At 72.4% G+C, this 12534-nt stretch carries 10 protein-coding genes; 5 read left to right on the top strand and 5 right to left on the bottom strand.

Annotated elements, in window-relative coordinates; translation table 11 throughout:
- Nucleotides 1–17: 17 nt before the first annotated feature.
- The 3 genes from IPJ17_16880 to IPJ17_16870 are packed head-to-tail and all read right to left on the bottom strand — an operon-like array spanning nucleotide 18 to nucleotide 2241.
- Nucleotides 18–1076, bottom strand: a complete 1059-nt coding sequence (locus tag IPJ17_16880) for a periplasmic heavy metal sensor (protein ID QQR73137.1) — start codon at nucleotides 1074–1076, stop codon at nucleotides 18–20.
- Between the two features lie 2 nt (nucleotides 1077–1078).
- Nucleotides 1079–1621, bottom strand: coding sequence for a hypothetical protein (locus IPJ17_16875; protein QQR73136.1), 543 nt, complete (start codon nucleotides 1619–1621; stop codon nucleotides 1079–1081).
- A 23-nt stretch (nucleotides 1622–1644) separates the two neighbouring features.
- On the bottom strand, nucleotides 1645–2241 hold the full coding sequence (locus IPJ17_16870; protein ID QQR73135.1) for an RNA polymerase sigma factor: 597 nt from the start codon (nucleotides 2239–2241) through the stop codon (nucleotides 1645–1647).
- A gap of 189 nt (nucleotides 2242–2430) precedes the next feature.
- Here IPJ17_16870 and IPJ17_16865 point away from each other — a divergent pair, with 189 nt between their 5' ends.
- On the top strand, nucleotides 2431–3723 hold the full coding sequence (locus tag IPJ17_16865) for a hypothetical protein (GenBank protein ID QQR73134.1): 1293 nt from the start codon (nucleotides 2431–2433) through the stop codon (nucleotides 3721–3723).
- 9 nt (nucleotides 3724–3732) lie between these two features.
- Here IPJ17_16865 and IPJ17_16860 read toward each other — a convergent pair whose 3' ends face one another.
- Nucleotides 3733–4443 (bottom strand): hypothetical protein, encoded by a 711-nt coding sequence (locus IPJ17_16860; protein QQR73133.1) that lies wholly within the window; start codon nucleotides 4441–4443, stop codon nucleotides 3733–3735.
- 168 nt (nucleotides 4444–4611) lie between these two features.
- Between IPJ17_16860 and IPJ17_16855 the strand changes: the two genes are divergently transcribed.
- From IPJ17_16855 to IPJ17_16840, 4 genes are all read left to right on the top strand, one after another.
- The gene (locus IPJ17_16855) at nucleotides 4612–5871 is read left to right on the top strand and encodes a dicarboxylate/amino acid:cation symporter (protein QQR76210.1); all 1260 of its coding nucleotides are present in this window, start codon (nucleotides 4612–4614) and stop codon (nucleotides 5869–5871) included.
- Between the two features lie 43 nt (nucleotides 5872–5914).
- Nucleotides 5915–7825, top strand: coding sequence for a glycosyltransferase family 39 protein (locus IPJ17_16850; GenBank protein QQR73132.1), 1911 nt, complete (start codon nucleotides 5915–5917; stop codon nucleotides 7823–7825).
- 132 nt (nucleotides 7826–7957) lie between these two features.
- Nucleotides 7958–9724, top strand: coding sequence for an amino acid permease (locus IPJ17_16845; protein ID QQR76209.1), 1767 nt, complete (start codon nucleotides 7958–7960; stop codon nucleotides 9722–9724).
- 10 nt (nucleotides 9725–9734) lie between these two features.
- Nucleotides 9735–11396, top strand: coding sequence for a carbon starvation protein A (locus IPJ17_16840; protein QQR73131.1), 1662 nt, complete (start codon nucleotides 9735–9737; stop codon nucleotides 11394–11396).
- Nucleotides 11397–11588: 192 nt separating this feature from the next.
- Here IPJ17_16840 and IPJ17_16835 read toward each other — a convergent pair whose 3' ends face one another.
- Entirely contained in the window at nucleotides 11589–12518 is a 930-nt protein-coding gene (locus IPJ17_16835) for a COX15/CtaA family protein (protein QQR73130.1), read from the bottom strand.
- Between the last annotated feature and the right edge of the window lie 16 nt (nucleotides 12519–12534).

Here is a 12534-nt window from a genome sequence, read left to right as displayed (position 1 = left end):
GCCGACCGGCCGAGGCGTCAGTCGCGCGGCGGACCGTCTCGTGGCGGCAGCGGCGGCAGCGCCTGCAGCAGCTGCTGCCGCTGACCCGGCGTCAACTCCATCCAGAGCGCGGTGCGCAGGCCGAGCAACTCGCGCTCGAGATCGCGGCGCGCGTCGGCGACACGCGCGACCTGGTCGAGCGCCGGCGCCAGCTCGACCGGCTCGGCGGCGAGGCGAGGGCCGAGGAGGCGCTCCTCGCGCTCGAGCGCGGCCCGGGCGGCTTCGAGCGCGCCGCGCCGTCGCGCGAAAACCGCGTCGAGCTCCTCGCGCTGGCCGTCCGCGAGGTCGATCGGCAGCCGCGGCCCGTCCTCGTCGTGCCACCAGAGACCCGGCGGCAGTGGCGGTCCGGCCGGCAGCCCGACCCCGCGGGGAGCGGCGATCGCGCGATTTCCGGTGTTTCCGGGCGGCGAGGGGGCGAATCCCCCGGGAGGTCCGATGGGCCCGGGCGGCCGGGGACCGAGGTTCGGCTCGGGGAGCGTTCTCGGCGACGGACGAGTCTCCGGCGCGACACGCGAGTCGTCTCTCGGGTGCGGGCCGGGGCCGGCCGGAGCCGGGCCGCTGCGCTGCAACTCTCGCAGCCGACGCCACTGCTCGAGCGAGAGTTGCGAGCGGAGTGTGAGCAGGAGCCGCAGGTGGGCGACCTCAAGATCGCGGCGTGCGGTCGTCCAGGCGTCGACGGCGAGAGCGAGGGCGGCAGCCGTGGGAGCGGCATCGCGAGTCTGGCGAGCGAGCTCGGCCGCCGACGCGCCGACGCGGCGATCGAGCGCGTCGAGCTCGCCCCGGGCACTCTGATAGGTCGCCTCGAGGCGCGCCAGCTGCTCGGCGGGCAGGTCGAGGGCGGGGAGCAACCGTCGATCGCCCCACCAGCGGTCCGGGGAGGGGTGTGGCGCGCCGAACGAGCCCGGCGCGGGTCGTCCGCCCGCCGGTCGACCGAACGGCGCGGCGGGTGCGCCGGGCGGCAGGCCTTCCGGGCTCTGGGCGGCGAGCGGGGCGGCCAGCACGAGCAGGACCAGGGTCGAGCGCAACCGGTTCGGCATGATCAGACTCCTCCCTCGCGCGAGGTCGCCGCGCCGAGCTCGTCGAGCAGGGCCTCGACCGGGGCGAGAGCGGCGGGCGTTCCGCGTTCGACGGCGCTCTCGGCGCGACGCAGCAGATCGGCGTCGCTCGCCGCGGATGCCGCGGCGGAGGCCAGGGTTGCGGTGGCGAGCGGTGTCTCCCGCATCGTGTGAGGCTCCCGGAGCCGCTCGACCCGCCACCACGGGTGGCCGATGGCGACCGCGAGCAGCGCGGCCGTCGCGGTGGTGGCCCAGGTCAGCGCGCGGAGGCGACGCTGCCGACCGGCTTCGGCGTTCCACCGCACGCGGATCGCTTGGCGCTCGGCCCCCAGGCGGCCCTCCGCGCGCTCGGCGACACCGTCGAGGCTCTCCCGGTGAGCGGTGATCGCGGCGCGAAACCGCGTGAGCTCCCGGCGGCATGAAGCGCACCGCTCGAGGTGGGCAGCGGCTTCGGTCGGGACGTCGTCGGCGAGCGCGGACAGGAAGGCCGGGTCGTCGAGATGGCGGTCGGACGGAAGGCGCTCCATGGTCTCTCCTGGAATCTCTCGGCTCAATCGGCGAGATCGCGCCGCAGTGTCGCGACAGCGCGGGACAGGTGGCTCTTGACCGAGCCGGTGGCCAGTCCGAGCGTGGCGGCGATCCGTTCGAGCGGCATCTCCTCGACGAAACGCAGGTGGAAGACGAGCCGCTGGCGCTCCGGGAGCGCGGCGGCGCGCCGCCGCAGGCGCTCGGCCGCTTCGCGGTGCAGGAGCTGATGCTCGGCGTTCGGCGTGGCATCGGCGGGATCGAGCGGCGGCATGGGTTGACCGTGACGATCCGTCTCGTCGTCGCGCGCCTCGATTCGCAGCAGGCGCCGCCAGAAGCGCTGCGCGCGGCTCTTGCGGTGGTCGCGGGCGAGATTGGCGGCGATGCGCAGAATCCAGCCCTCCGGGGAGCCGTCGCCGCGGAATCGGGCGCGATGCCGAAAGGCCCGCAGGAAGCACTCCTGGGTGAGCGATTCGGCCGTCTCGAGATCGGCGAGATCGCCGAGCTCGGAAAGCAGCAGGCGCAGCACCGGCCGTTGCAGGCGCGGCAGGAGCTCTTCGAGCTCGGCCTCGGTGAGGCCAGCGGTGGCCAGGATCCCCATGCTGTCGAGCGCTCCGTCCACGTCGGCGGTCTCCGGCCGCGGCCGGCGGGTGAGCCCGCAGGGCGGCCACACCTTCCTGACGAGGCGGCGCACCGCAGGTTTACCACATCGGTGCGGTAATCCCGCCGGCCGCTCCGTCGTCAGGAAGCAGCGGGGCGGTCGCTGCCGCGTGCTGCGGTGACGTCGCGCTCCGCACGGAGGTGTCCTCCCATGTCGCGACGAACCCAGCCCGGCCTCTCGCTCGCGTTGCTCGCCGCCCTCGTCCTCAGCCTGGCGCTCGGCACCTCGGCGTCGCTGCGCGCCGACTTCCCGGCCGACTATCCGAACGACTGTCGTTCGACGGTCGACGATCCGCCGCCGGCCGGCGGCCCGCGCGACCACCACGTGGCGATGGCGACGAGCGCCGATGGCCTCACCTTCCTCGGCACCGGCCGCCCGCCTCTGGCGGCCGCCTCGGTGCCGGACGGCATCGAGCGCCCGGACGGCGAGACCTGGGTCTACTTCGTCAGCGGCGAGCCGGGTCGGCACGGCATCCACATCGCCCGGCTGAGTGGCGATGGGGATCTCGTGCCTTTCGACTGCGTGCGGCTCGACGGCGCCTTCGACGGACACGCGGTCGACCCCGACATCGTGCGCCTGCCGGACGGCCGCTATCGCCTCTTCTTCAAGGGCGACTTCGGTCTCGAGCCGTCGCCGGCCCACCCGTCGATCGAAAGTGCGGTGGGAAGTGACGGCATCCACTTCACCCGCGAGGGCGCTGCGCTCGACGGCGGCGTCGCGGCGGATCCGACGGTGGCGCGGCTCGCCGACGGCACCTGGCTCATGGCGGTGCCGCGCACCTCGTCGGTGCAGCTCGCGCGCAGCGCCGACGGCCGGCACTTCACCACCCTGGCCGCCTCGATCCCGCTCGCCGGCATCCCCGAGCTCTGGGTCACGGGCGACACGGTGCATCTGCTCGCCGGCGCCGCTTCGCTGCGGCAGCTCGTGTCGCAGGATGCGGGCGAGACCTGGCAGGAAGGTCCGGCACTCCACGTCGAGCTCGACGCGCAGCACGGTACCGGCAGTCCCTCGATGAGCGGCGCGCCGGGACACTGGCGCCTCTTCGTCATCCAGCTCCCGGCGCCGACGCCCGGGGAGTCCCATTGCGAGCCGACGGAGAATGTCCTCTGCCTCGGCGGCGGTCGCTTCCGTGCGACGGTGCACTGGGCCGATGGTCACGGCGGCCAGGGGGCCGGCCACGCGCGCAGCCTCGGCCCGGAGAGCGGCTTCTTCTGGTTCTTCACCCCCGGCAACGCCGAGATCCTCGTCAAGGTGCTCGACGGCTGCTCGCTCACCCAGTCGTACTGGGCGTTCGCCGCCGGGCTCACCGATCTCGACGTCGAGCTGCGGGTGGAGGATCTCGTCGGCGACCGCGTGTGGACCCGCCACAACCTGCCGGGTCATCCGTTCCCGCCGGCGGTGGATCTCCACGCCTTCGCGACCTGCGGAGCCGCCGCACCCTGAGCCTGGAGGTCAGAAGACGAGTCGCCAGGCGAGCGGCAGCATGGCGAGGGCGGCACCGATCCAGGTTCCGGGCGAGCGGTAGTCCTCGGCGAGGAAGAGCAGTCGCGGGGCGAGGTAGAAGATCGCGAAGGGAACGGTGAGCAGGACGACGAGGAGGAGCGCGAGCCACGGGCTCGCCGGCCGGGCGGCGGCGAGTTGCGGGGCGATGGCGGCATCCCACCAGCCGAGCGCGACGACCGAGCCGGCGCCGAGCAGCAGGTCGGCGCCGAGCTCGCAGGCCGGCTTGGCGCGCCAGGGCGACGTCCGTCCGGAGGCCGAGGGCACCAGCGCGGCGGCGAAGAGTGCCGTGGGCAGCCAGCCGAGCGCCACGGAAAGGATGGCCGGCACGCCGGTCGTCCGGCCGCTGATCGCCTCGCTGCCGGCGAGAAGGAGCGTGGCGGCGAGCCCCAGGTGCATGACGAGCAGGACGAAAGCGCCGACCAGCGCGGCCGTTCCTGCCGGCGGCTCGCTCGCCGGTCGAAGGCGGAGTCGTGCCTGGAGAGGGACGCGCTTGAGGAAGGCGCCGGCGGCGAGCGAGCCCCAGGCTCCGATCAGCAGCCCGCCAGCGGTCACGCCCTCCTGCGCCGCCGCCGTGGCGAGCCACGGCACCAGGGCGAGGTTGGCGACCAGGATCGCGGCATCGAACGCGGCACCGCGGCGGAGCGGCAGGAATCGAGTCATCGGACCGGCTCCAATGTGCCAGAAAGCGCGAGCGGCGCCAAGGAGCCGATCCGGCGGCCGCCGGGCGCGTTGACAGGCGCGAAAGCGCGCCCGTATCCTCGCGCCGCCATGTCCACTCCCGCTGCTGTGCCCGCCGTGCGACGGGTCCGCCTCCCCTTGCACACGCGGATGCTCCTCGGGATGGCGACCGGCGTCGTCCTCGGCCTCGCCGCGCACGCCTTCCTGGCCGGCGATCCACGCCTCGCCTTCGTCCTCTCCTACGTCGCCCAGCCGATCGGAAAGGTCTTCCTGCGGCTGCTCTTCATGCTCGTCGTGCCGCTCCTCTTCTCGGCACTGGTGCTCGGCATCACCGGGCTCGGCGACCTGAAGAGCCTCGGGCGCGTCGGAATGAAGACGCTCGCCTACACCGTCGTCGTGTCGGCGATCGCCGTCGTCCTCGGGCTGACGCTGGTCAACCTGCTGCGGCCGGGCGAGGGGATGTCGGAGGCGACGCGCGCGCGGATGACCGCCGGAGCCGCGGACCGTTCCGCGGTGCTGGCGAAGGCGGCGGCGCCGAAGAGCGGCATGGAGCTGCTCACCGATCTCGTGCCGGCCAACCCGCTGCGCGCCGCGGCCGACGGCGACATGCTGGCCGTGATGTTCTTCTCGTTGATGTTCGGCGTCGGGCTGTCGCTGGTGAAAACGGATGCGGCCGCGCGCCTCGAGGAGGGGATCCAGGGGCTCTACGACGTGACGATGCGCCTGGTCGACGTGGTCATCTCGTTCGCTCCGGTGGGGGTGGCGGCGCTGCTCTTCTCGCTCACCGCCGAGGTCGGCGTCGAGATCCTCGTACAGCTCGCCCGCTACGTCGGCGTCGTGGTGCTGGCCCTGGCGATCCATCAGTTCGTCGTCTACTCGCTGCTCGTCCGGCTGCTCGGCGGGATGAGCCCGCGCGTCTTCTTCCGCGGCGTCGAGGAGGCGATGATCACCGCCTTCTCGACGGCCTCTTCGAACGCGACCCTGCCGACGGCGCTGCGGGTCGCCGAGGAGAAGCTGCGGTTACCGCCCCAGGTCGCCCGCTTCGTGCTCACCGTCGGCTCGACGGCCAACCAGAACGGCACGGCGCTCTTCGAGGGGGTCACCGTGCTCTTCCTGGCGCAGTTCTACGGCGTGCATCTGTCGCTCGCCCAGCAGGCGCTGGTGCTCTTCGTCTGCATCCTCGGCGGCGTCGGCACGGCCGGCGTACCGGCTGGCTCGATTCCGGTGGTGGCGATGATCCTCGGCCAGGTCGGCGTGCCGGTCGAAGGGATCGGCGTCATCCTCGGCGTCGACCGCTTCCTCGACATGTGCCGCACGACGCTCAACGTCACCGGCGATCTCGCGGCGGCCGTGGTCGTCTCGCGCGGCGAGCCGCGGCCGGCCGGCGATCCGGAGCGTCTCGGACTGTGACCGCGCGCGTGCGCCTCGCCGCCGGCCGGGTGAGCCTCTCCTGATGCTGCGGCGCATTCTCGCGCCCTGGCGCGAGCTGGCTCGCGTGCCGCGGCTGGCGCTCGTCCTGCTGCTCGTCGCCGCCACCGCCCTCGACTTCTGGTACGCCTTCTTCTGGGCCGACGAGGGGCGCTTCTACGACGAGCAGTACAACGTCCGCAACGTCAGCGCGCTGGTGAGCGGCCAGGCTCCCCAGGGGATGAACGGCTTCTATCCCGCCGTGACCTGGGCGCCGCAGGCGGCGCTCCTGGCGGTGGCCGAGCGGCTGGCGCCGCTCGTCGGCGCCTCGTTCGCCGGTTCGCAGGGCGAACACCTGACACCCGCCGGGCTGCGGGTGGCGCGCGGCAGTCACGTCCTGATGGGAACGGCGACGCTGTTCGCGCTCTTCCTGTTGGCCGGCCGACTCTTCGACCGGAGCACGGCGCTCGCCGCGACCGCCCTGCTCGCCGTGTCGCCCTGGCACCTGCACGCCTCGGCGGTCTTCAAGCCCGACGCTCCGCTGGCTTTTGCCTGGGCCCTTGCGGTCCTGTGCATCGTCGATGCCGCGGTCGCGCCGAGTCGAGCGGGCTATCTGGCGATGGCGGCGACGATCGCCCTCGCCTTCAGTTGCAAGCAGACCGGCGTGGCGCTCGCCGTCCCGGCGACGATCGTCGTGTCGACGCAGATCCGCCGGCCGGAGGTGCTGCGGCGCTGGGTGCCGGCCGCGACCGCCGTCGGCCTCGCCCTGATCGCCCTGCTGAACGCCTCGCAGCTCTTCTTCCTCGAGGACCTCGAGACGATCTTCCGCTTCTACGCTCATCGCGAGCAGCAGGGGAGCGAGACGCGACTCGCCGCGGTCGCGCAGCTCGCCGAATGGCTGCGCGACGGGACGACGTTCGGTCCTCTCGTCGCCGCCCTGGCCGCGTTCGGCCTGCTCCTGTGGGGCGCGATCGCGCTGCGCGACCTGCGACGGCGGTCGCCGCTCGGCCTGGCGCGTGCCGTCAGCCTGGTTGCGCCCTTCGCCTTCGTCGGCCTCTACCTCGTCGTCACGGCGCACTTCAAGGCGAACAACTTCGTGCCGCTGCTGCAGCCGCTCGCCCTCGCCGCGGCGCTGCCGGTGGCCGTCCTGGCGCAGCGCATCGCGGCGCGGCTGCGGCGCGGCGCGGCGCTCGCCCTCCTCGCGCCGGCGATGCTGGCCCTCGCCTGGCGCGGCGGCACCGGCTTCGACTACGTGCACTGCAGCGTGACACCGACGACGCTCGACGTCCTGCTGGCCGAAGCCGCGGCCCGCGGCCTGCTGCCGCGCCACCACGTCGTGCTCAGCGAGTGGCGCGATGCCGGCGCGGTGCGCTTCGAACGCGAACGCGACAAGCTTGCCGACCTCTCGGTGGTGGTGGACGTGGAACGTCTCTCCGGTCTCCCGGCCGATCGTCGGGAGCGGGCCGATGCCGAAGTGCGTCGCGCCGCGAGCCGGCCGCCGGGGGATGCCTCGCCGGGCGAAGATCTCGAAGTCGGGCCGCGGTGGCTGCGGGTGCGCGGACCGGCGCTCGTCGGACGCTTTCACTCCTGGGGCGAGCCCGAGGAGATCGGCGGGCGAGAGCACAAGGGGCTCAACGGCGACGACCGGTGGCAGCCGCAGTCGATCGCGCTCGCGCCGGCGCCCCGCCCCGGCGACGCGCTCCAGGTGGTCTCTTGGCTGCGCCACTATCCGGTCGACCCGTACTCCTCGCCACGGGTCTGGGTCGGCGGAGAAGCGATCGACAGCTCCCCGGGCCTCGACCAGGGCAGCGGCGACCTCTGGGCGACCGAACGGATCGGGGTGGGGTCGGGCCCTCCGCCGGAGGTCCGCTTCCAGTTCCCCGACGATCGCTATCGCGCCGAGTGGGCGGTGAGCGTCTTTCGCTGGCCGGCCCGGACGACCGGCACGCCGCGGTAGCCGGGGGGCGCGAGGCGTCGCCGGCGGGCGAGCGCCCGCCGCCGCGGTGACTCGGCACGCCGGCTGTGCGAGACTGCCAGCTTCGAATTCAGCGACCGAAACGGAGGCGCCGGAGTGCTGTTGCGCGATCTGATGCGGACCAAGGGGCTCGACGACATCCTCAAGTCGTCGGAGACGGGGGAGGGGCTCAAGCGCACGCTGGGGCCGGTGTCGCTGACGCTGCTCGGCATCGGCGCGGTGATCGGCGCCGGGATCTTCTCGAGCGTCGGCACGGCCGCGGCCGGCGGAGCCCAGCATCTCGGCGCCGGCCCGGCGATCATGCTCTCGTTCGTGCTCACCGCCGTGGCCTGCAGCTTCGCGGCGCTCTGTTACGCCGAGCTCGCCTCGATGGTGCCGATCTCCGGCTCGGCCTACACCTACTCCTACGCCACGCTCGGCGAGCTCGTCGCCTGGATCATCGGCTGGGACCTCATCATCGAGTACGCCGTGGGCAACATCGCCGTGGCGATCTCCTGGTCGGGCTACTTCCAGGAGCTCCTGCGCGGCTTCGGCTTCGAGTGGCCGGGCTGGCTGGGGCTGGACTACCGCACCGCCGCCCAGGCGGCGCGCCAGGTGGGAGAGGCGGTGGCCCAGGGGCAGGATCCGACGGCCACCCTCGGGGTCGCCACCGTGCGCATGGCCGAGGCGCTCACCCACGCGCCCCGGCTCTTCGGCGTGCCGCTGGTGCTCAACCTGCCGGCCTTCGCCATCGTCATGCTGCTCACCCTGATCCTGGTCCGCGGCGTGCGCGAGAGCGCCGGCTTCAACAACTGGATGGTCGGGCTGAAGCTGGCGATCATCGGCTTCTTCGTCTGCTTCGGCGCCTTCTACGTCAAGCCGGCGAACTGGTCGCCCTTCGCCCCGAACGGTTTCGCGGGAATGGCCACCGCCGCGGCCCTGGTCTTCTTCGCCTACATCGGCTTCGACGCCGTTTCGACGGCAGCCGAGGAAACGCGCAACCCCGAGCGCGATCTGCCGATCGCCATCCTCGGCAGCCTGGCGATCTGTACGGTGATCTACATCGCGGTGGCCGCGGTGCTCACCGGCATGCTGCCGTGGAACCAGCTCGGCACCGCCGAGCCGCTCGCGACCGCCTTCTCGGCGCTCGGCATGAACTGGCCGGCGCTGGTCATCTCGCTCGGCGCGGTCTTCGCCACCACCTCGGTGCTGCTCGTCTTCCAGATGGGCCAGCCGCGCATCTTCTTCTCGATGGCGCGCGACGGGATGCTGCCGGGCTGGGCGGCGAAGATCCACCCCCGCTACCGCACGCCGCACGTCACCACCTGGCTGACCGGCTGGTTCGTCGCCGTCTTCGCGGCCGTGGCCAACATCAACGAGGTCGTCGAGCTGACGAACATCGGGACGCTCTTCGCCTTCCTGCTGGTGTGCATCGGGGTGACGGTGCTGCGTCACAAGGATCCGCACCGGCGCCGTGCCTTCCGCGTCCCCGGGGGTCCCTGGCTGGTGCCGATGCTCGGTGCCGCCTGCTGCATCTTTCTGATGGTCTACCTGCCGCCGGCCTCGTGGTGGCGGTTCGTCGGCTGGCTGGTGCTGGGGGCGGCGATCTACTGCTCGTATTCGTGGAGCGGCAGCGTCATCGGTCGCGCTGCCGGCCGGCCGCACCGCGCGCCGGTTTCGATGCAGACGATGGCGATCGGCTTCCTGCTCGCCGCCGTCGGGCTCTTCACCATTCCGCACGACGCCGGGCCGCTGCGTCTGCTCGCCGAGGCGCGTGACGCTGCGGCCATCGACCACGCGCGGGCGCTCGCCGGTCTGCTGGCGATCGGCGGCGGGGTCGCGGCGGTGATCGCCGGTGCCTCGGGGTTCCGTCGGGTGCTCTCGCACCACAGCTCGAAGTAAGGAGGAGAGGATGAGCCTGCCGCTTCTCGCCATCGGCTTCCTGGCGCTGCTCGCGCTCGCCTACACGCTCTACGGCGGCTGGATCGCCCGCCAGCTCGGGGTCGACGACGGCCGTGCGACGCCGGCACACACCCGGAGCGACGGCGTGGACTTCGTGCCGACCTCGCGCTCGTACCTCTTCGCCCAGCACTTCTCGGCGATCGCCGCCGCCGGTCCGATCGCCGGACCGATCCTCGCGGCCCAGGCCTTCGGCTGGGGACCGTGCCTGCTGTGGATCGGCCTCGGCGTGGTGCTGATCGGCGCGGTGCACGACTTCGCGGCGCTCGCCGCCTCGGTGCGCCACGGTGCGCGCTCGATCGCCGAGATCACCCGCGAGCACCTCGGCGGTGCGGCCGGGCGGGCGATCATGGCGTTCATCTGGATCGCGCTCGTCTACGTCATCGTCGCTTTCGCCGACATCACCGCCGGGACCTTCGTCGCCGGCACCGAGGAGCTGCAGCAGGGGGGCGTCTCGTTCCACCCGGGCGGGGCCGTGGCGATCGCCAGCGTGATGTACCTCGGGCTCTCGATCGTCCTCGGCATCGTCGAACGGTTCCTCAAGCCGCCGCTCTGGCTCTCCACGGTGATCTTCGTCCCGGCGACCTTCGCGGTGGCCTGGATGGGAACGCGCCTCTCGACGCTGCTCGTCCTCGATCACCGGACCTGGGCGGTGCTGATCGTCGTCTACTGTGCCGTGGCTTCGGTCACGCCGGTCTGGGCGCTGCTCCAGCCGCGCGGCTACCTCGGCGGCTACGTGCTCTATTCGGCGCTGGCCCTCGGGACGATCGGCATTCTCTTCGGCGGCTACGAGGTGAAGATGCCGGTTTTCCGCGCCTGGGAGATCGGCGGCCTGACCGGTTCGCTCTTCCCGTTCCTCTTCGTCACCATCGCCTGCGGGGCGTGCTCCGGCTTCCACGGCCTGGTCTGTTCGGGGACGACCTCCAAGCAGATCGACCGCGAGTCGCACATGCATGCGGTCGGCTACGGGGCGATGCTCGCCGAGGGGTTCGTCGCCGTGATCGCCCTGGTGACGGTGATGATCGCGGCGCCGGCGGAGATCAAGGGGCTGGCACCAGGCACCATCTACGGCAACGGAATCGGGCGCTTCATGACGCTGTTGATCGGCGAAGACCATCTCGCCTTCGCCGTGACCTTCGGCGCGATGGCCTTCTCGACCTTCGTCTTCGACACGCTCGACGTCTGCACCCGCCTCGGGCGCTACCTGCTGCAGGAGCTCTTCGGCTGGCAGGGTCGGATCGGAGCGCTCGCCGCGACGCTGCTGACGATGGCGTTGCCGCTCTACTTCCTGCTGTTCAGCGGCACGGGGGCGTGGGTGAAGTTCTGGACCCTATTCGGTGCCTCGAACCAGTTGCTCGCCGCCCTCACGCTGCTCTCGCTCACCGTCTGGTTGCGCCACGAGAAGAAGCCGTACCTCTTCACCCTCCTGCCGATGCTCTTCGTGCTGACGATCACGCTCTGGGCGCTCATCCGCCTGGCGGCCGGCAATCTCGCGGCCAGCCACGGCCTGGGGGTCGAGGCGGTCAACGGTGCGGCGGCGGCGATCCTGGCGACGCTGGCGCTCTTCCTGCTCGTCCAGTCGCTGCGCCGCGGCGCGCACGCGGCGCGCGCCTGAGCCGCGGTCGCGGAACCGTCGCTAGCCCCCATTTCTCGCCCCGCTGCTGCCGCGGCGTCGCCATCTGACCGCGTCTGCTGCGCGGCGCTGAGCTTGCTGCGATCGCAGGCTCGGCGCTGGCGCTCGGTCGGCTCGATGTCCTGTTCCGTGCGCCTGCTCCGCCTCGCGACGGAACGCGGTGAGAAATGCAGGCTAGGCGCCGAGCGGCTCCTGTTTGACTGCCAACGCCTCGGCGGTGAGCAGCACCGCCGAAAGCCAGACCAGGTCGGCCAGCAACAGGTGAACGATCTGCAACCAGACCGGGGCGAGGAGCGCGACGTTCGCCACCCCGGCGACGACCTGAAGCAGCGTGAAGGCGATCAACGCGGTCGCCCAACGCTGGGCGCGGGCCGGGCTGGCGGCGCGATCGGGCAGGCGGAAGGCGACGAGCAGCAGCAGCGCCGCGACGACGAAGGCGAACGTCGGGTGGAGGAGGCGCAAGCGGATCAACAGGTGGGAGGTGGGAGAGAGGTCGAGGGCCAGCCCCTGGGCCAGGCTCTCGGCCGGGAAGAGCGTGTCGCCGAGCGCCGCGACGGCTCCGCTGACGCCGACGACCAGGGTGCCACCGAGGGCGGCGAGTGCGAGGACGAGCGTCGACCCGCCTCCGCGCAGGTGGAGCGGCGCGCGCCCGCCGGCCCAGTGTGCGGTCAAAGCCAGGGCAGCGAGCAGCAGGAAGGTATTGACGAGGTGGACGGCCATGAACATGGCGCGCGCCATCGAGGCGTTGTCGGCAACGAGGCGGAAGAGCACGAGCCCGGCCCCCACCGCCGCCTCGGTGAGGATCAGCAGTCCGGACAGGGCGGCGCCCCAGCGGACCGGTGAGCCGGCGGGACGGGAGCGAAAGACGGCGACGACCAGCGCCAGAACCAGCACGAGGGCCACCCCCGAGCTCGCCCGGTGCGACCATTCGACGATCGTCTCGAAGGTCGCACCGCGCGGCAGGACCTCGCCGTTGCAGAGCGGCCAGTGGGCGCCACAGCCCGCCCCGGAGCCGGTGGCACGGACCAGGGCGCCCCAGAGCACCACGGCGAGGTTGCAGGCGAGAACGGTCCAGGCGAAGCGCGAAAGTCGCATGGCGGCCATTGTAGTGGGTCAGAAA

It is taken from the genome of Holophagales bacterium, from assembly GCA_016699405.1.
In the GTDB taxonomy this organism is placed as follows: Bacteria; Acidobacteriota; Thermoanaerobaculia; order Multivoradales; family JAGPDF01; genus JAAYLR01.
The sequence above is the reverse complement of the archived record's forward strand: the minus strand, read 5'-3'. Positions and strand labels throughout refer to the sequence as shown.

Excerpts from the sequence above, each read along its gene's own strand:
- IPJ17_16880 (QQR73137.1), bottom strand. The coding sequence starts at position 1,076 with ATGCCGAACCGGTTGCGCTCGACCCTGGTCCTGCTCGTGCTGGCCGCC.
- IPJ17_16875 (QQR73136.1), bottom strand. The coding sequence starts at position 1,621 with ATGGAGCGCCTTCCGTCCGACCGCCATCTCGACGACCCGGCCTTCCTG.
- IPJ17_16865 (QQR73134.1), top strand. The coding sequence starts at position 2,431 with ATGTCGCGACGAACCCAGCCCGGCCTCTCGCTCGCGTTGCTCGCCGCC.
- IPJ17_16860 (QQR73133.1), bottom strand. The coding sequence starts at position 4,443 with ATGACTCGATTCCTGCCGCTCCGCCGCGGTGCCGCGTTCGATGCCGCG.
- IPJ17_16855 (QQR76210.1), top strand. The coding sequence starts at position 4,612 with ATGCTCCTCGGGATGGCGACCGGCGTCGTCCTCGGCCTCGCCGCGCAC.
- IPJ17_16850 (QQR73132.1), top strand. The coding sequence starts at position 5,915 with ATGCTGCGGCGCATTCTCGCGCCCTGGCGCGAGCTGGCTCGCGTGCCG.
- IPJ17_16845 (QQR76209.1), top strand. The coding sequence starts at position 7,958 with ATGCGGACCAAGGGGCTCGACGACATCCTCAAGTCGTCGGAGACGGGG.
- IPJ17_16840 (QQR73131.1), top strand. The coding sequence starts at position 9,735 with ATGAGCCTGCCGCTTCTCGCCATCGGCTTCCTGGCGCTGCTCGCGCTC.
- IPJ17_16835 (QQR73130.1), bottom strand. The coding sequence starts at position 12,518 with ATGGCCGCCATGCGACTTTCGCGCTTCGCCTGGACCGTTCTCGCCTGC.